Below are 15,637 nucleotides of genomic sequence, written 5' to 3' on the forward strand. Positions count from 1 at the left end.
GGAGTCCGCACAGATGAGTCCACGGACACATCACAGATGGCTGACGGACGACGTCTGTCACGGGGTCACGCCAGCTGGGCGGGGGCCTCCATGGCGATCCGCTCGAAGGCCTTCTCGTCCGCGGCGAAATCGGAGTCCGGGATGGGCCAGTGGATCACGATCTCGGTGAAGCCCAGCTCCTGGTGGCGGCCGGCGAAGTCGACGAAGGCGTCCAGGGAGGCGAGGGGCCGGCCGCGGTCCGGGGTGAAGCCGGTGAGCAGGACCTTGTCCAGCTCGGCCATGTCCCGGCCGGCCGCCGCGCATGCCTCGGACAGCTTCTCCAGCTGCCCGCGCAGCGCCTCGACCGACTGCTCCGGGGTGCCGCTCTCGTACAGCCTCGGGTCGCCCGTGGTCACCCACGCCTGTCCGTACCGCGCGGCGAGCTTCAGGCCGCGCGGGCCGGTGGCCGCCACCGCGAAGGGCAGCCGGGGCCGCTGTACGCACCCGGGTATGTTGCGTGCCTCGTGCGCCGAGTAGAACCGGCCCTCGTGCGACACCGAGTCCTCGGTGAGTAGTCGGTCGAGCAGCGGCACGAACTCGGCCAGCCGGTCGGCACGCTCGCGCGGTGTCCACGGCTCCTGGCCGAGGGCGGTCGCGTCGAAGCCGGTGCCGCCCGCGCCGATGCCCAGGGTGACGCGGCCGCCGGAGATGTCGTCGAGGGAGATCAGTTCCTTGGCGAGGGTCACCGGGTGCCGGAAGTTCGGCGAGGTGACCAGCGTGCCGAGGCGGAGCCGGTCGGTGGCGGCCGCGGCGGCGGTCAGCGTCGGTACGGCGCCGAACCACGGGCCGTCGCGGAAGCTGCGCCAGGACAGGTGGTCGTAGGTGTACGCGCTGTGGAAACCGAGCTGCTCGGCCCGCACCCAGGCGGCACGGCCGCCTTCGTTCCAGCGGCGGTACGGCAGGATCACGGTGCTCAGACGCAGACTCATGCGTCCGAGAGTACGGGTGCCCCGTGACAATGGCCGAAATCGGTCACCGTACGTGCCTGCTGAGCCACGGGCTGAGCAGGACCGCGGGGACGTACTCCTTGTGCGCCCGGTCACCGGGGAGCGGTACGACGAGGCGGTAGCCGGGCGGGAAGCGCCGGGCCCTGACGTGGGCGAGGCCGCCGAAGACGGAGCGGAGGAAGGCGGGGACGTCGTCGCGTGCGATGTCGTCGCACTGGACGCCCTCGACGGTGATCTGCGCGTCGTTCTCGGGGTAGAGCCGCACACCGACCCGGGGCAGGCCGCCGAACTCCACGTACGCCTCGTGCGGAAGGGAGCCGTCCGGGTCGGTGGTGACGCCGACGCCCGCGGCGCTTCGGCGCGAGGTCCGGTCGGCGCCGATGTCGTGGGTCACCTCGATCTCGCGCGCGTACTCGGCGGCCAGGGCGCGCAGGGCGGTGACGGCGGCTTCGGTGGTGGGCAGGTGTTCGGGCGAGTGGTCCACACCACTGATCATGAGGGGTGCCAGGTCCCGATGTCAGTGCGGATCGGAAAACCGCAGGTAGCGGGGCGGTACGGCCTTGGTGAGCCACACTCCGTTCGCGCTCACGTGGAAGGTGTGGCCGTCGCGGTGCATGGAGCCGGTGTCCACGGTGAGCACGACGGGGCGGCCGCGGCGGGCGCCGACCCGGGTCGCGGTCTCGCGGTCGGCCGAGAGGTGGACGTCGTGCCTGTTCATGGGCCTGAGGCCCTCGGCGCGGATCGCGTCCAGGTTGCGGGCCACGGTGCCGTGGTAGAGGTACGGCGGTGGGGTCGCCGCGGGCAGGCCGAGGTCGACCTCGATGCTGTGGCCCTGGCTGGCGCGGATCCTCGTGCCCTCGACCGCGAAGCGCTGCTTGTCGTTCGCGGCCACCACGTGGTCGAGCTCCTCGCGGGTGAACCGGAACCCGTGCGCGGCGGCCGCGGCGATCAGGGTGTCGATCTCGACCCACCCGCTCGCGTCGAGCGTGAGGCCTATGCGTTCGGGCTGGTGACGAAGGTGCTTCGAGAGGTACTTCGACACCTTCACGGTGCGTCTTTCATCCATCTCTCCAGCGTGCGGGAGAGACGCGGATCACGCAGGTTATTTTTCCGTCCGGGGTTTGGTCCACAGCCAAGTGCGGTTATCCACAGGGGAATTGAAGAAGTTGTGGACAACTGGTGGGCAGTTTAGAGCGATTCGCCAAGTTCCTTGCTGGATCGCTTCGGTGTAGCCAGATCGTCCAAAGTGCGTGCACTCACCTCGCGTTCGGCTGCCAGAGCGATGAAGGCGGCCAGGTGTTCGCTGCCAACGAGCCGCTCCACAGCGCTGATCGTCTCCGCGGGCAGATCGATGGAACGCGTCCGACCGCGCGGCTCCAGCGGCTCCTGCGGCTTCTCGGTACCGAGACGTGTGCGCAGGTGTTGAACGGCGAACACGCGCATGGCGCGGGCCAGTTCGGCATCCACCGTGTGCTGGGCCAGGGGGCGCAGCCGGCGCACCAGCGCGGCCGCTTCCGCCGCGTGCGCGTCCGTACGGCGGCCGGGGTCGTCGAGGTAGCGGGCGAAGACGTACTCCGTGGTGAACTCCAGGAAACGGGCGGCTATGTGCTCCACCTGGCCCCTCAACTCCCTGAGGTGGCCCGAGATCGCGGAGAGCGGCACTCCGGCAGCATGCAACTCGGCCGCCACGGAAAGCTCTTGGGGGCTCGGTACGAGGAAGGTGTCCGGGTCGCCGTCGACCGCCTCCAGTACGCCGAGCTCGACCGCCTCGGCCACGGCGTCCTCGTCGGGGGCGCCGCCGAAGCGGGCGTCCAGCTCGGTACGGCTGATGCGGGCCGGTTCCTCGTCGGTCCACGGTCCCTCCACCTCGGTGACCAGGCCGAGGACGCCGCCCAGGCCACGGCCGGTGTCCCAGGCGTCCAGGAGTTCCTTGATCGAGGCGAGGGTGTAGCCGCGGTCGAGGAGGTGGGCGATCTGGTGGAGGCGGGTGAGGTGGATGCCGGAGTAGAGGTTCGCGCGGCCTTGGCGCTCGGGGCGGGGGAGGAGTCCTTTGTCCTGGTAGGCGCGGATCGTTCTCACGGTGGTGCGGGTCTGGTGGGCGAGGTCGTCGATGCGGTACGTCGTGCGGGTCGGGGGGTCGGTCATGCGGGGTTCCTTTGCGGTGACCGGAGTCGGGCTCGGGCAGCGGTGGTTCTCGCGTCGGCACGCACGCTTCCCGCTGAACTACACCGACTTGCCCTTCACAACTTCGGCTCCACCCGTGCGATCCCTCTCAACACCCCGGGCATGAACCGCGCCAGCAGATGCGCGCCCCGGGCCTCCGGTGTCACCGGAACCACCGCCTTGTTGTCGGTCACCGCGTCCAGGACCGCCTTGGCGACCTTCTCCGGGGGGTAGTTGCGCAGACCGTACAGGCGGGCCGAGTGCTTCTGGCGGCGGCGCTGCTCGGCCTCGTCGACTCCGGTGAAGCGGGCCGTGGAGGTGATGTTGGTGTTGACGAAGCCGGGGCAGATCGCCGTGACTCCGATGTCCTGCGCGGCCAGTTCGGCGCGCAGGCACTCGGAGAGCATCAGGACCGCAGCCTTGGAGGTGCTGTAGGCGGGCAGCGCCCGGGAGGGCTGGTATGCGGCCGCCGACGCGATGTTGACGATGTGGCCGCCCTGGCCGCGCTCGGCCATCCGCGCGCCGAAGAGGCGGCAGCCGTGGATCACACCCCAGAGGTTGACGTCCAGGACCTTGCGCCAGTCGTCGGTCGTGGTGGTGAAGAAGGAGCCCGAAAGGCCTATCCCCGCGTTGTTGACCAGCACGTCCAGCACGCCGTACGCGCGGTGCACCCTCTCGGCGAGCTTCTCCATGGCCTGCTCGTCGGAGACGTCCGCCTGCTCCGCCCACGCCTCGGGGGCGCCGATCAGCCGGGACAGCTCGGCGGTGCGGGCGGCGGCCTCGGTGTCCCGGTCGACGGCCACCACGCGGGCGCCGGCCTCCGCGAACGCGAACGCCGTGGCGCGGCCGATGCCACTGCCCGCTCCGGTGACGAGCACCAGCTGCCCGCCGAACCGGTCGGCGTGCCGGCCGGCGGGCCTGGGTTCGGGCCGTCCGCCCTCGACACTCGTCACGAACTCCTCCACCCATGCGGCCACTTGGTCGGGGCGTGTGCGCGGGATCCAGTGCTTGGCCGCGAGCGTGCGGCGGGTCAGCTGCGGCACCCACCGCTCCAGATCGTCGTACAGGCGCTCCGAGAGGAACGCGTCCCCCAGGGGCGTGATGAGCTGCACGGGCGCGTGCGCGAAGGCGTCCGGGCGCGGCCTGCGCAGCCGGGCGCGGACGTTGTCCCGGTACAGCCAGGCGCCGTGCGCCGCGTCGGAGGGCAGGGACGAGGTCGGGTAGTCCCCGCCGGGGACCTTCTCGGCCCGCTGGAGGATCTTCGGCCAGCGCTTGCCGAGCGGGCCGCGCCAGGCCAGCTCCGGCAGAGCGGGTGTGTGCAGCAGATAGACGTACCAGGACTTGGCGCCCTGGCCGAGCAGCTGGCCCACCCGGCGGGGCGTGGGGCGCTTCACGCGCGCGTTGATCCAGTGCCCGAAGTGGTCAAGGGAGGGGCCGGACATCGAGGTGAAGGAGGCGATGCGCCCCTCCGTGCGCCCCACCGTGACGAACTCCCAGGACTGCACCGAGCCCCAGTCGTGACCCACCACGTGCACCGGGCGGTCCGGGCTCACGGTGTCCACGACGGCCAGGAAGTCGTCCGTGAGCTTCGCCAGGGTGAAGCCGCCGCGCAGCGGCTGCGGTGCCGTCGAGCGGCCGTGGCCCCGGACGTCGTACAGGACGACATGAAATCCGCAGTGGTCGGCGAGGCGGACGGCGACCTCCGACCAGACCTCCTTGCTGTCCGGGTAGCCGTGCACCAGCACCACCGTCGGCCGCTCGGGGTCACCCAGCTCGGCCACGCACAGCTCGACCCCGCCGGTCCGCACCCGGCGCTCCCGCGCACCCTTCAGCGTCACTTCGCCTCCGCCCAGCGCCGCACGTGCGGCAGATCGTCGTCCAGCCAGAACGCGCTCTGTTCCGCGTCCCGGGAGTCGGTCACCACCAGGATCTCCTCGAACTTCGCGCCGGTACCCCGGAAGCCGAGGTGGGGTTCGACCGCCCACAGGCCCGGCAGCGGCGGGTGGTTGGAGAATCGGTACGGCGACCACAGGGGCGACCAGCCCTCGCGGTGGCCGTGCAGGGCGTCGGCGGCCAGGCCCTTCAGGGACTGGGTGCCGAACCCGAACAGGTGCGGTGACCAGCGGCGCTGCTTCACCCGGTCGACCTTGTGGGCGATCACGCCGAACGGATACGCCCGGTGCCGGTTGGCGTAGCCCTGGCGGGCCATCAGGCGGTCCACGTCCTCGTAGATCTCGCGCAGCGGCCGCCGCTCGCGCACCTGGCGCAGGATCAGGGCACGGTGCGCCTCCAGGTCGGCCATCAGCCGGTCCTGCACCGGGTTCACGCCGAGGGAGCCCGAGTAGCCGATGTCGGCCGTGTATCCCTCGTAGACCGGGGCCATGTCCAGGATGAACGGCATCCCGGGCTCCAGGGCGCGGTCGGTCGGGAAGAACTGCAGCGGGATGCGGAAGTTCGCGAACGCCGTGCGGTCGCCGAACCAGGCGAAGGGCAGGTGGAACCAGTCCCGCACCCCCCGCTCGCGCAGCCACTCGCGCTGCATCCGCGCCGCCTCGCGCTCGGTCATCCCGGGTTCGAGGCGTGCCGCGACCGCCTCCGCGCACTCGTAGGCGAGGCGCTGCACCCGCCTGAACCCCTCCAGCTCCACGGAGAGTTCGCTGCTCACTGCCGTCGTCATGCCGCCCCGTCCCGTCGACTGCGGTACGCGTCCGTAACTTGACACTGGTGAATGTGACAGTTGTTAGAGTCGGCGTCAATAGGCGGGATCAAGGGCTGTGGACAAGGGCCCCTGCGTCGCCGTGGATAACTCTCAGGCAGGGGATCCCCTAGGGCCCCGTAATACTCGAGTCTGACGCGAAGACGGCTCTGAGGTCTGACGACCGTCGTGGTCTGCGTCACTATCTTCGATGGCGTGACTGTGATCGCGACCGAAAGCCTGAGCAAGCGGTTCCCCCGGGTGACCGCGCTCGACCGGCTGTCCGTGGACATCGGAGCCGGTGTGACCGGACTCGTCGGAGCCAACGGCGCCGGCAAGTCCACGCTCATCAAGATCCTGCTGGGTCTGTCCCCCGCCACGGAGGGCCGCGCCGAGGTGCTCGGCCTCGACGTCGCCACCAAGGGCGCCGCCATCCGTGAGCGCGTGGGCTACATGCCGGAGCACGACTGCCTGCCGCCCGACGTCTCGGCCACCGAGTTCGTCGTCCACATGGCGCGCATGTCCGGCCTGCCGCCCACCGCCGCGCGCGAGCGCACCGCGGACACCCTGCGCCATGTCGGGCTGTACGAGGAGCGCTACCGCCCCATCGGCGGCTACTCCACCGGCATGAAGCAGCGTGTGAAGCTCGCCCAGGCCCTGGTGCACGACCCGCAGCTGGTCTTCCTGGACGAGCCGACCAACGGCCTCGACCCGGTCGGCCGCGACGAGATGCTCGGCCTGATCCGCCGCATCCACACCGACTTCGGCATCTCGGTCCTGGTCACCTCCCACCTGCTGGGCGAACTCGAGCGCACCTGCGACCACGTCGTCGTCGTCGACGGCGGCAAGCTGCTGCGCTCCAGCTCCACCACCGACTTCACCCAGACCACGACGACCCTGGCGATCGAGGTCACGGACAGCGACGAACACCCCGACGGCACCCACGCGGTCCGCGAGGTGCTCCACGCGCGCGGGGTGGACACCCACGACAGCAGCGGTCTCCCGGGCGCCGGGCACATCCTGCTGCTCACCGCGCAGGGCGAGGAGACGTACGACCTGGTGCGCGACGTCGTCGCCGACCTGGGCCTCGGGCTGGTGCGCATGGAGCAGCGCCGGCACCACATCTCGGAGGTCTTCACGAGCGAGGAACAACAGCGGAAGGAGGCGGTCGGCCATGGCGGTTGAGCAGCCCACGCGGACACCAGTACCGACCCCGGGTGACCAGACCCGCATTCACAACATCGGTTACCGCAACTACGACGGCCCCCGCCTCGGCCGCTCCTACGCCACCCGCTCCCTCTACTCGCAGTCCCTGCGCGGCGCCTACGGCCTCGGCCGCTCGGTCAAGTCCAAGGTGCTGCCCATGCTGCTGTTCGTGGTGATGTGCGTGCCCGCGGCCATCATGGTCGCCGTCGCGGTCGCCACGAAGGCGAAGGACCTGCCCGTCGAGTACACGCGCTACGCGATCATCATGCAGGCCGTGATCAGCCTGTACGTCGCCTCGCAGGCTCCCCAGTCCGTCTCGCGCGACCTGCGCTTCAAGACCGTGCCGCTGTACTTCTCGCGGCCGATCGAGACCGCCGACTACGTACGCGCGAAGTACGCGGCGCTGGCCTCCGCGCTGTTCATCCTCACCGCGGCACCGCTGCTCGTGCTCTACATCGGCGCGCTGCTGGCCAAGCTCGACTTCGCCGACCAGACCAAGGGATTCGCACAGGGACTCGTCTCCGTGGCTCTGCTCTCGTTGCTCTTCGCCGGTATCGGCCTGGTCATCGCCTCGGTGACACCGCGGCGCGGGTTCGGCATCGCGGCCGTCATCGCCGTCATGACGATCTCCTACGGCGCGGTCTCCACGCTCCAGGCCATCGCCGAGGCGCAGAACAGCACCAACGCCATCCCCTGGATCGGCCTCTTCTCGCCCGTCACGCTCATTGACGGAGTCCAGTCCGCGTTCCTCGGCGCGAGCTCGGCGTTCCCCGGCGCGATCGGACCCACGAACGGCGAGGGCGTGGTCTACGTGCTCGTCGTCCTGGGCCTGATCGCCGCCAGCTACGGCCTCCTGATGCGCCGCTACCGGAAGGTGGGCCTGTGACCACGCTCTCCATCGACCACGTCTCCCGCTGGTTCGGCAACGTGGTCGCCGTCAACGACATCACGATGACCATCGGCCCGGGCGTCACGGGCCTGCTCGGTCCGAACGGTGCCGGAAAGTCCACCCTCATCAACATGATGGGCGGCTTCCTGGCCCCCTCCACCGGCACCGTCACCCTCGACGGCCGGCAGGTGTGGCGCAACGAGGCCATCTACAAGCACATCGGCATCGTCCCCGAGCGGGAGGCGATGTACGACTTCCTCACCGGTCGTGAATTCGTCGTCGCCAACGCCGAGTTGCACGGCCTGGGCGCCAAGGCCGCCGGGCGGGCCCTCGCGACGGTCGAGATGGAGTACGCACAGGACCGCAAGATCTCGACGTACTCCAAGGGCATGCGCCAGCGCGTGAAGATGGCGAGCGCCCTGGTGCACGACCCGTCGCTGCTCCTGCTCGACGAGCCCTTCAACGGCATGGACCCGCGCCAGCGCATGCAGCTCATGGAGCTGCTGCGGCGCATGGGCGACGAGGGCCGCACGGTGCTGTTCTCGTCCCACATCCTCGAAGAGGTCGAGCAGCTCGCCCGGCACATCGAGGTCGTCGTCGCCGGGCGGCACGCGGCCAGCGGTGACTTCCGCAAGATCCGTCGCCTGATGACCGACCGCCCGCACCGATACCTGGTGCGCTCCAGCGACGACCGCGCGCTCGCGGCCGCGCTGATCGCCGACCCGTCGACATCCGGCATCGAGGTCGACGTCACCGAGGGCGCGCTGCGCATCCAGGCCGTCGACTTCGGCCGCTTCACCGCCCTGCTGCCCAAGGTCGCCCGCGACCACGGCATCCGGCTGCTCACGGTCTCGCCGTCCGACGAGTCCCTCGAGTCCGTCTTCTCGTATCTGGTCGCGGCGTAGGAGGCCCAAGATGTACGACCCCACAGTCGCCCGGCTCACCTACCGGGCTCTGCTCGGCCGGCGCCGGGCCCTCATCCTGGGCGCCCTGCCCCTTCTGCTGATCGCGATCTCCGTCGTCGTCCGCGGTCTCGCGGGCGCCGACGACCAGACCGCCTCCGACCTGCTGGGCGGGCTCGCGCTCGCCACGATGGTGCCGATCATCGGCGTCATCGCGGGCACGGGCGCGATCGGGCCGGAGATCGACGACGGCTCGGTGGTGTACTTGCTGGCCAAGCCGGTGAAGCGGCCGACGATCATCTTCACCAAGCTGATCGTGGCGATCGCAGTGACGATGGTGTTCTCGGCCCTGCCGACGCTCGTCGCGGGCTTCATCCTCAACGGCAACGGCCAGCAGATCGCCGTCGCCTACACGGTGGCCGCACTGGTCGCGTCGATCGCCTACGCGTCGATGTTCCTGCTGCTCGGCACGGTGTCCCGGCACGCGGTGGTGTTCGGTCTCGTCTACGCCCTCGTCTGGGAGGCCCTCTTCGGCTCCCTGGTGTCCGGCGCCCGCACCCTGAGCGTCCAGCAGTGGTCGCTCGCCGTCGCCCACAAGGTGGCCGGCGGTGACCTGGTGACCTCGGACGTCGGGCTGCCCACGGCGACGGTGCTGCTGGTCGCGGTCACCGTTCTGACCACCTGGTACGCCGGCCAGAAGCTGCGGGCGCTCACGCTGGCGGGCGAGGAGTAGCCCCGCACGAGCCCCGGTGGCCTTGACGGGGACTTCACCCCTGCCGGCGCACACTGGGCACAGCGGATGTACGGCTAGGAGGCCGCAGATGGCAGAGGAGATACCGCAGCACGACGCCCGTGGGGGGTCCGACGGCGACGTCTGGGACGAGCTGGTCCTGGACGAGGCCTTCGTAGGGGCCGCCGAGACGTCCGAGCCGTCCGCCCGGGCCCGGATGCTCGCCGCCCGCTGGCGCGCCGAGGAACCGGATCCGCAGCCCTGGCGGTCCGACGAGCCCCCCGCGGGCTGGTTCTTCAGCAAGGCGCGGCGACGCAGATGGCGTCGCCAGTAGGGCGGCCTCCGCGCACCGGCCAATTCAGTGGCGTCCAACTCGGCGGTGAGGCACAGTGGTTGTGCCCCATCCGCCGGGAGTGTCCCGGCGTCACGATCTGGGAGAGGAGCTGGGCGATGTCCATGCACGGCAGTACGTCCAGCTCCCGACAGGGCAGCCCGAGGCGGGCTCCGGAGTGATCGTCACCCCTCCGTAGAGCTCATGGGAGCTGCCCGGGGCGGCCGCTTCGAGCACGCGATGTGTCTCTCGCGTGGGCCGCCCACCCGGAGGATTGGCCGAGTGGTAAGGCACTGGCTTGCTAAGCCAAGGTCGGGCCTGAACAGCCCGCGCACGTTCGATTCGTGCATCCTCCGCAAGAACTGTCACGGGAAGTCACCGGGACCGGGCCGCTGCCCGTTCGTCGGCGATCCGGTCCAGCTCGCGCATCGCCTCTGCATGAGCGCTCATCCGCCTGCTCACGGCTCCCGTGGTGAACAGCGCGACGCCCGTGACGGACACCGGGATCGACAGACCGAGCACGGCGAGCGCCTCGGGCCAGTCCCGTTCGTTCGCGCAGTGATCGCCCTTGTAGAGCCCTTCGTTGGCTGTGCCGCGGTCCGTCAGCAGCCGTGACTCGCACTGGTCGGGGTATCGGTCGCCGGGCTCCCGGTCGACCTCATACGGAGTGAGCAGCAATACGGCACACCAGGTCCACAGCAGGCCCGCGACAGCCAGCAGGCCGATGCCCCAGGCGCGTATACGGGCGGCGCGGTCGCGGAAGTCGAGATCGTACTCGCGTGATCGCATGGCTGCCGAATGTAGCAGCGCGCCCCGGGCCGGTCGGCCTCAGCCCAGCAACCGCTCCAGCACCACGGCGATCCCGTCCTCCTCATGGGAGGCCGTCACCTCGTCCGCCACCGCCCGCAGCTCCGCGTGCGCGTTGGCCATGGCCACCCCGTGGGAGGCCCAGGCGAACATCGGGATGTCATTGGGCATGTCACCGAAGGCGATCGTGTCGGCGGCCTTCAGGCCCAGGCGGCGGGCCGCCAGGGACAGGCCCGTGGCCTTGGACAGGCCGAGGGGCAGCAGCTCCACGATGCCCTCGCCGGCCATGGCGACGGTGACGAAACCACCGGCCGCCCGCCGCGCCGCCTCCGCCAGCTCGTCGTCGCTCAGCGTCGGATGCTGTATGTAGATCTTGTTGAGCGGCGCGGTCCAGAGGTCGGAGGCGTCCGTGAAGGGGGTGGCGGGGAGCGTGCCCGTGACCGCGTAACCCGGCCCCACCAGCACCTCGCCGTCCAGCCCGTCCCGGCTCGCCGCCAGGTGCAGCGGACCCACCTCGGCCTCGATCTTCGCCAGGGCCACGCCCGCCAGCTGCCGGTCCAGGGTCACGGAGGTCAGCAGGCGGTGCGCCCCGGCGTCGTACACCTGGGCGCCCTGGCCGCAGACGGCGAGGCCGTCGTACCCGAGGTCGTCGAGGATGTGCCGGGTCCAGGGGACCGCGCGACCCGTGACGACGATGTGCGCGGCGCCCGCCGCGGTGGCCGCGGCGAGCGCGTCACGGGTGCGCTGCGAGATCGACTCGTCGGAACGCAGGAGCGTTCCGTCGAGGTCGGTGGCGATGAGTCGGAAGGGGAATCCGGCGCTCACTTGGCGACCGGCTCCAGGACCTCCCGGCCGCCCAGGTACGGGCGCAGCACCTTGGGGACGTACACCGAGCCGTCGGCCTGCTGGTGGTTCTCCAGGATCGCCACGATCGTGCGCGGTACGGCGCACAGGGTGCCGTTCAGCGTCGCCAGCGGCTGCACCTTCTTGCCGTCACGCTGCCGCACCGACAGGCGCCGGGCCTGGAAGCTGTCGCAGTTGGAGGCCGAGGTCAGCTCGCGGTACTTGCCCTGGGTCGGGATCCACGCCTCGCAGTCGTACTTGCGGGACGCCGACGCTCCGAGGTCGCCCGAGGCCACGTCGATGACCTGGAAGGGCAGCTCGAGGCCGGTCAGCCACTGCTTCTCCCAGTCGAGGAGCCGCTTGTGCTCGTTCTCGGCGTCCTCGGGGGCGACGTACGAGAACATCTCGACCTTGTCGAACTGGTGCACGCGGAAGATGCCCCGCGTGTCCTTGCCGTAGGTGCCGGCCTCGCGGCGGAAGCACGGCGAGAAGCCGGCGTAGCGCAGCGGCAGCTTTTCGGCGTCGAGGATCTCGTCCATGTGGTACGCGGCGAGCGGGACCTCGGAGGTGCCGACCAGGTAATAGTCGTCCTTCTCCAGGTGGTACACGTTCTCCGCGGCCTGGCCGAGGAATCCGGTGCCCTCCATGGCGCGCGGGCGGACCAGCGCGGGGGTCAGCATCGGGATGAACCCGGCCTCGGTGGCCTGGGCGATCGCCGCGTTGACCAGCGCCAGCTCCAGCAGGGCGCCGACACCGGTGAGGTAGTAGAAGCGTGAGCCGGACACCTTGGCGCCGCGCTCGACGTCGATCGCGCCCAGCGCCTCGCCGAGCTCCAGGTGGTCCTTGGGCTCGAAACCCTCGGCGCCGAAGTCGCGGATGGTGCCGTGCGTCTCCAGGACGACGAAGTCCTCCTCGCCGCCGACCGGGACGTCGGGGTGCACGAGGTTGCCGAGCTGCAGCGCGAGACGCTTGGTCTCCTCGTCGGCCTCGTGCTGCTCGGCGTCGGCGGCCTTGACGTCGGCGGCGAGCCGGCTCGCCTTCTTCAGCAGCTCGGCCTTTTCGTCCCCGGAGGCCTTGGGGATCAGTTTCCCGAGCGACTTCTGCTCGGCACGCAGCTCGTCGAAGCGGACGCCGGACGACCTGCGCCGCTCGTCGGCAGACAGGAGAGCGTCGACGAGCGCGACGTCCTCTCCACGGGCGCGCTGGGACGCGCGCACACGGTCGGGGTCCTCACGGAGCAGGCGAAGGTCAATCACGTGGCCAAGGCTACCGGTGCGGGCTCGCACGCCACGACCCACTATTGCGACTCGCGCCCTACGTGACGTTATGGGGCAATTGCGCAGAGTGTCGGTACCTGTCAATAAAAGCCGTCTCATTCCCTGGAACGGGGCAGTCGGTGGACCCCTGGTTGACCGGATTCCCTTGTGGAGAGCGGCACTTGGAAGGGCCGTTGTCCACAGGAATCCACACGCCGGGGAGAGTTATCCACAGGCTGTGCGGAAAGTCTGTGGATTTCGGAATTGATCACTCCGGAAGTTTCGGCCGGACTGAAGAATTCCCGGTTCGAACAGGGGCGACACCCACTTTCGGGTGGAAAGAGGTCGCTCCAAAAGATGAACCAAAGGAAACGGGTGGACGAAGGGTGACCTGCCGGGCGGTGGCCACATCTGGGGCGTCCAGGGCGATTTGTCGACCGGATGGCACTGCCGTGTCGACTTGTCCCCAGGTCGAGAAGCGGACCTGTGGATAACTTCTGTGGATAACGAAGATATGCAGGTACGACTGGCTAGAACCGGCCGTCCTGACAGCGCGCCACCCAGTCCGACGCCACCACGAACTCCTCGTCCGAAGTCCCCGGCAAGGTGGACCGGGCCTCGCCCGGCCGGATGTCCGCGCGCGGATAGGACCCGAGAAAACGCACCTGGAGGCAGATCCGCTTCAGCCCCATCAGCGCCTCGGCCACCCGCCGGTCGGAGATATGGCCCTCGGCATCGATGCAGAAGCAGTAGTTGCCGATACCGGCACCGGTCGGCCGGGACTGCAGCAGCATGAGGTTGATGCCGCGGGTGGCGAACTCGCCGAGGAGGTCGCGCAGGGCGCCGGGATGGTCGTCCCGCTGCCACAGCACCACCGAGGTCTTGTCGGCGCCGGTCGGCGCGGCGGGCCGGGCCGGGCGGCCGACCAGCACGAACCGGGTCTGCGCGTTCTCCGCGTCGTGGATCCCGGTCTCCAGGGCCTCGAGACCGTACCGGGCGGCGGCGAACTCGCCCGCGAAGGCGGCGTCGTACCGGCCCTCCTGGACCAGCCGTGCGGCGTCCGCGTTCGAGGCGGCCGACTCCCAGAGGACGTCCGGGAGGTTCTTCTTGAGCCAGTTGCGGACCTGCGGCTGGGCGGCCGGATGCGCGGAGACCGTCTTGATGTCCGAGAGCTTCGTGCCCGGCCGGACCAGCAGCGCGAAGGTGATCGACAGCAGCACCTCGCGGTAGATCATCAGCGGCTCGCCCGCGACCAGCTCGTCCAGGGTGGTGGTGATGCCTCCCTCGACGGAGTTCTCGATCGGCACGAATGCGGCCTCGGCCTCGCCGGTCCGCACCGCGTCGAGTGCGGACTGCACCGAGACGTACGGGATCAGTTCCCGGGTGGCCGCCTCCGGAAGCGTGCGCAGGGCGACTTCGGTGAAGGTGCCTTCGGGACCGAGATACGCATAGCTCGCTGGCATGTCCTCACCCTAATGGCCGCCGGTGCACGCGGCCCCCGCGTTTCACGGATGCCACTCGACCGGGTGGTTTAGAGCCCGGAATCACCCCTCCAGGAGGCGCTGGCCCACGTACTCTCCCTCGGTCGCGCCCCCGGGCACCGCGAACAGACCACTCGCCTCGTGCCGGATGTACTGCGACAGCGCGTCCCCGCGGTCGAGCTTGCGCTGCACCGGCACGAAGCCGCGCAGCGGGTCCGCCTGCCAGCAGACGAACAGCAGTCCCGCGTCCGGCGTCCCGTCCGCTTCGATGCCGTCGTGGTAGGAGAACGGACGCCGCAGCATGGCCGCGCCGCCGTTCCGGTCGGGCCTGGTGATCCGGGCGTGTGCGTTGACCGGGACGAGGTATTCGCCCTTGGCGTCGGCCTTCTCCAGATCCATCGGGGTCGTCTCGCCGCCTCCGGACAGCGGCGCCCCGTTGGCCTTCCGGCGCCCGATGACCGCCTCCTGGGCCCCCGGCGACAGCTTCTCCCAGTCGTCGAGGAGCATGCGGATACGGCGTACGACGGCGTAGGAGCCGTTCACCATCCAGGCAGGCTCCGCCGAGGCGGGGACGAAGATCCGCCGGTCGAAGTCGGCGTCGGCCGGCTTCGGATTGCGGGTGCCGTCGAGCTGGCCCATCAGGTTGCGGGCCGTCATGGGGCGGGCGGTGGCGCCGGGGGTGCGGTTGAAGCCGTTCATCTGCCAGCGGACGCGGGCAGCGCTGCCGGCGTCCTTCTGGATCGCGCGCAGCGCGTGGAAGGCGACCAGGGCGTCGTCGGCGCCGATCTGCACCCACAGGTCGCCGTCGCTGCGTGCCTTGTCGAGCTGGTCGGAGGAGAAGTCGGGCAGCGGGTCCAGGGCGCCCGGTCGCTGCTTCTCCAGACCGGTCCGGGCGAAGAAGCTGTGGCCGAAGCCGAAGGTGATCGTCAGTGCCGAGGGGCCCGCGTCCCGGGCCACACCGGTGTCGTCGTGCGGCGCGGCCTCGCCCGCCATCAGCCGCTCGGCCGTCGTGGACCAGCGCCGCAGCAGGGCCGCCGCCTCCTTGCGGCCCGCGCCCGCGGCCAGGTCGAAGGCGACGAGGTGGCCGCGGGCCTGCAGTCCCTCGGTGATCCCGGGCTGATGTTTCCCGTGAAACATCGCCCGGTCCGAGCCCACCGAGGTCAGCGGAGTGGCCGGGGCGGGCGCGGCCGCGTAGCCCACGGCTCCGCCGGCCGCGCCGAGCACCAGCCCGGTGGCTCCGGCGGTGCCGAGCAGTGCGCGCCTGGAGATGCCCCGGCCGCCGTCGGTATCGGGTTCCCGCACCGCGGGGTCGGCCGTACGGGCCTCGGGAATGGACTGGTCGGGCATG

Annotated in this window: 16 protein-coding genes and 1 tRNA gene; 6 read left to right on the forward strand and 11 right to left on the reverse strand. The window is 70.3% G+C overall.

The window, feature by feature from the left end; translation table 11 throughout:
* Positions 1-65: 65 nt before the first annotated feature.
* The 6 genes from ACIRU3_RS12105 to ACIRU3_RS12130 form a co-directional block, all read right to left on the reverse strand.
* Positions 66-968: an LLM class flavin-dependent oxidoreductase gene (locus tag ACIRU3_RS12105; RefSeq protein ID WP_404055092.1), complete on the reverse strand. Its 903-nt coding sequence runs from the start codon at positions 966-968 to the stop codon at positions 66-68.
* Between the two features lie 43 nt (positions 969-1,011).
* A complete protein-coding gene (locus ACIRU3_RS12110) occupies positions 1,012-1,482 on the reverse strand; it encodes a hypothetical protein (RefSeq protein WP_404055094.1) in 471 nt (156 codons plus the stop codon).
* A 21-nt stretch (positions 1,483-1,503) separates the two neighbouring features.
* Positions 1,504-2,052 (reverse strand): RNA 2'-phosphotransferase, encoded by a 549-nt coding sequence (locus ACIRU3_RS12115; protein WP_404055097.1) that lies wholly within the window; start codon positions 2,050-2,052, stop codon positions 1,504-1,506.
* A gap of 122 nt (positions 2,053-2,174) precedes the next feature.
* The gene (locus tag ACIRU3_RS12120; protein WP_404055100.1) at positions 2,175-3,131 is read right to left on the reverse strand and encodes a MerR family transcriptional regulator; all 957 of its coding nucleotides are present in this window, start codon (positions 3,129-3,131) and stop codon (positions 2,175-2,177) included.
* Positions 3,132-3,226: 95 nt separating this feature from the next.
* Positions 3,227-4,987: an SDR family oxidoreductase gene (locus ACIRU3_RS12125; protein ID WP_404055103.1), complete on the reverse strand. Its 1,761-nt coding sequence runs from the start codon at positions 4,985-4,987 to the stop codon at positions 3,227-3,229.
* Positions 4,984-5,826, reverse strand: a complete 843-nt coding sequence (locus ACIRU3_RS12130; RefSeq protein WP_404055106.1) for a M24 family metallopeptidase — start codon at positions 5,824-5,826, stop codon at positions 4,984-4,986. The genes ACIRU3_RS12125 and ACIRU3_RS12130 overlap by 4 nt, the downstream gene beginning before the upstream one ends.
* 240 nt (positions 5,827-6,066) lie before the next feature.
* Between ACIRU3_RS12130 and ACIRU3_RS12135 the strand changes: the two genes are divergently transcribed.
* The 6 genes from ACIRU3_RS12135 (at position 6,067) to ACIRU3_RS12160 (ending at position 10,258) form a co-directional block, all read left to right on the forward strand.
* The gene (locus ACIRU3_RS12135) at positions 6,067-7,029 is read left to right on the forward strand and encodes an ABC transporter ATP-binding protein (protein ID WP_404055495.1); all 963 of its coding nucleotides are present in this window, start codon (positions 6,067-6,069) and stop codon (positions 7,027-7,029) included.
* Positions 7,019-7,936: an ABC transporter permease gene (locus ACIRU3_RS12140; RefSeq protein WP_404055109.1), complete on the forward strand. Its 918-nt coding sequence runs from the start codon at positions 7,019-7,021 to the stop codon at positions 7,934-7,936. Before ACIRU3_RS12135 ends, ACIRU3_RS12140 begins: the two co-directional genes overlap by 11 nt.
* Complete coding sequence (locus ACIRU3_RS12145; RefSeq protein WP_404055112.1) at positions 7,933-8,844, forward strand: ABC transporter ATP-binding protein; 912 nt, start codon at positions 7,933-7,935, stop codon at positions 8,842-8,844. Before ACIRU3_RS12140 ends, ACIRU3_RS12145 begins: the two co-directional genes overlap by 4 nt.
* A gap of 10 nt (positions 8,845-8,854) precedes the next feature.
* Positions 8,855-9,574: an ABC transporter permease subunit gene (locus ACIRU3_RS12150; RefSeq protein ID WP_404055115.1), complete on the forward strand. Its 720-nt coding sequence runs from the start codon at positions 8,855-8,857 to the stop codon at positions 9,572-9,574.
* An 88-nt stretch (positions 9,575-9,662) separates the two neighbouring features.
* The gene (locus tag ACIRU3_RS12155) at positions 9,663-9,905 is read left to right on the forward strand and encodes a hypothetical protein (RefSeq protein ID WP_404055118.1); all 243 of its coding nucleotides are present in this window, start codon (positions 9,663-9,665) and stop codon (positions 9,903-9,905) included.
* A gap of 265 nt (positions 9,906-10,170) precedes the next feature.
* Positions 10,171-10,258, forward strand: a tRNA-Ser gene (locus tag ACIRU3_RS12160).
* A gap of 19 nt (positions 10,259-10,277) precedes the next feature.
* Here the strand turns inward: ACIRU3_RS12160 and ACIRU3_RS12165 are convergent.
* The 5 genes from ACIRU3_RS12165 to efeB all read right to left on the reverse strand — a co-directional run bounded on the left by ACIRU3_RS12165 (position 10,278) and on the right by efeB (position 15,636).
* Positions 10,278-10,691 (reverse strand): hypothetical protein, encoded by a 414-nt coding sequence (locus ACIRU3_RS12165; RefSeq protein WP_404055121.1) that lies wholly within the window; start codon positions 10,689-10,691, stop codon positions 10,278-10,280.
* A gap of 39 nt (positions 10,692-10,730) precedes the next feature.
* Positions 10,731-11,534 carry an HAD family hydrolase gene (locus ACIRU3_RS12170; protein WP_404055124.1) on the reverse strand — a complete coding sequence of 268 codons (804 nt, stop codon included), beginning with the start codon at positions 11,532-11,534 and terminating at the stop codon, positions 10,731-10,733.
* Complete coding sequence (gene serS / locus ACIRU3_RS12175) at positions 11,531-12,808, reverse strand: serine--tRNA ligase (RefSeq protein WP_404055126.1); 1,278 nt, start codon at positions 12,806-12,808, stop codon at positions 11,531-11,533. Before serS ends, ACIRU3_RS12170 begins: the two co-directional genes overlap by 4 nt.
* A gap of 530 nt (positions 12,809-13,338) precedes the next feature.
* The gene (gene pheA, locus ACIRU3_RS12180) at positions 13,339-14,271 is read right to left on the reverse strand and encodes a prephenate dehydratase (RefSeq protein WP_404055129.1); all 933 of its coding nucleotides are present in this window, start codon (positions 14,269-14,271) and stop codon (positions 13,339-13,341) included.
* Positions 14,272-14,352: 81 nt separating this feature from the next.
* Positions 14,353-15,636, reverse strand: a complete 1,284-nt coding sequence (gene efeB / locus ACIRU3_RS12185; RefSeq protein ID WP_404055132.1) for an iron uptake transporter deferrochelatase/peroxidase subunit — start codon at positions 15,634-15,636, stop codon at positions 14,353-14,355.
* Position 15,637 lies beyond the last annotated feature (1 nt).

The sequence above is a fragment of the Streptomyces sp. NPDC101151 genome (assembly GCF_044768335.1).
GTDB lineage: Bacteria > Actinomycetota > Actinomycetes > Streptomycetales > Streptomycetaceae > Streptomyces.

Bases quoted from the DNA above. Each gene is read 5' to 3' on its own strand.
- ACIRU3_RS12105 (WP_404055092.1), bottom strand. From the start codon at position 968: ATGAGTCTGCGTCTGAGCACCGTGATCCTGCCGTACCGCCGCTGGAAC.
- ACIRU3_RS12110 (WP_404055094.1), bottom strand. From the start codon at position 1,482: ATGATCAGTGGTGTGGACCACTCGCCCGAACACCTGCCCACCACCGAA.
- ACIRU3_RS12115 (WP_404055097.1), bottom strand. From the start codon at position 2,052: ATGGATGAAAGACGCACCGTGAAGGTGTCGAAGTACCTCTCGAAGCAC.
- ACIRU3_RS12120 (WP_404055100.1), bottom strand. From the start codon at position 3,131: ATGACCGACCCCCCGACCCGCACGACGTACCGCATCGACGACCTCGCC.
- ACIRU3_RS12130 (WP_404055106.1), bottom strand. From the start codon at position 5,826: ATGACGACGGCAGTGAGCAGCGAACTCTCCGTGGAGCTGGAGGGGTTC.
- ACIRU3_RS12140 (WP_404055109.1), top strand. From the start codon at position 7,019: ATGGCGGTTGAGCAGCCCACGCGGACACCAGTACCGACCCCGGGTGAC.
- ACIRU3_RS12150 (WP_404055115.1), top strand. From the start codon at position 8,855: ATGTACGACCCCACAGTCGCCCGGCTCACCTACCGGGCTCTGCTCGGC.
- ACIRU3_RS12155 (WP_404055118.1), top strand. From the start codon at position 9,663: ATGGCAGAGGAGATACCGCAGCACGACGCCCGTGGGGGGTCCGACGGC.
- ACIRU3_RS12165 (WP_404055121.1), bottom strand. From the start codon at position 10,691: ATGCGATCACGCGAGTACGATCTCGACTTCCGCGACCGCGCCGCCCGT.
- pheA (WP_404055129.1), bottom strand. From the start codon at position 14,271: ATGCCAGCGAGCTATGCGTATCTCGGTCCCGAAGGCACCTTCACCGAA.
- efeB (WP_404055132.1), bottom strand. From the start codon at position 15,636: ATGCCCGACCAGTCCATTCCCGAGGCCCGTACGGCCGACCCCGCGGTG.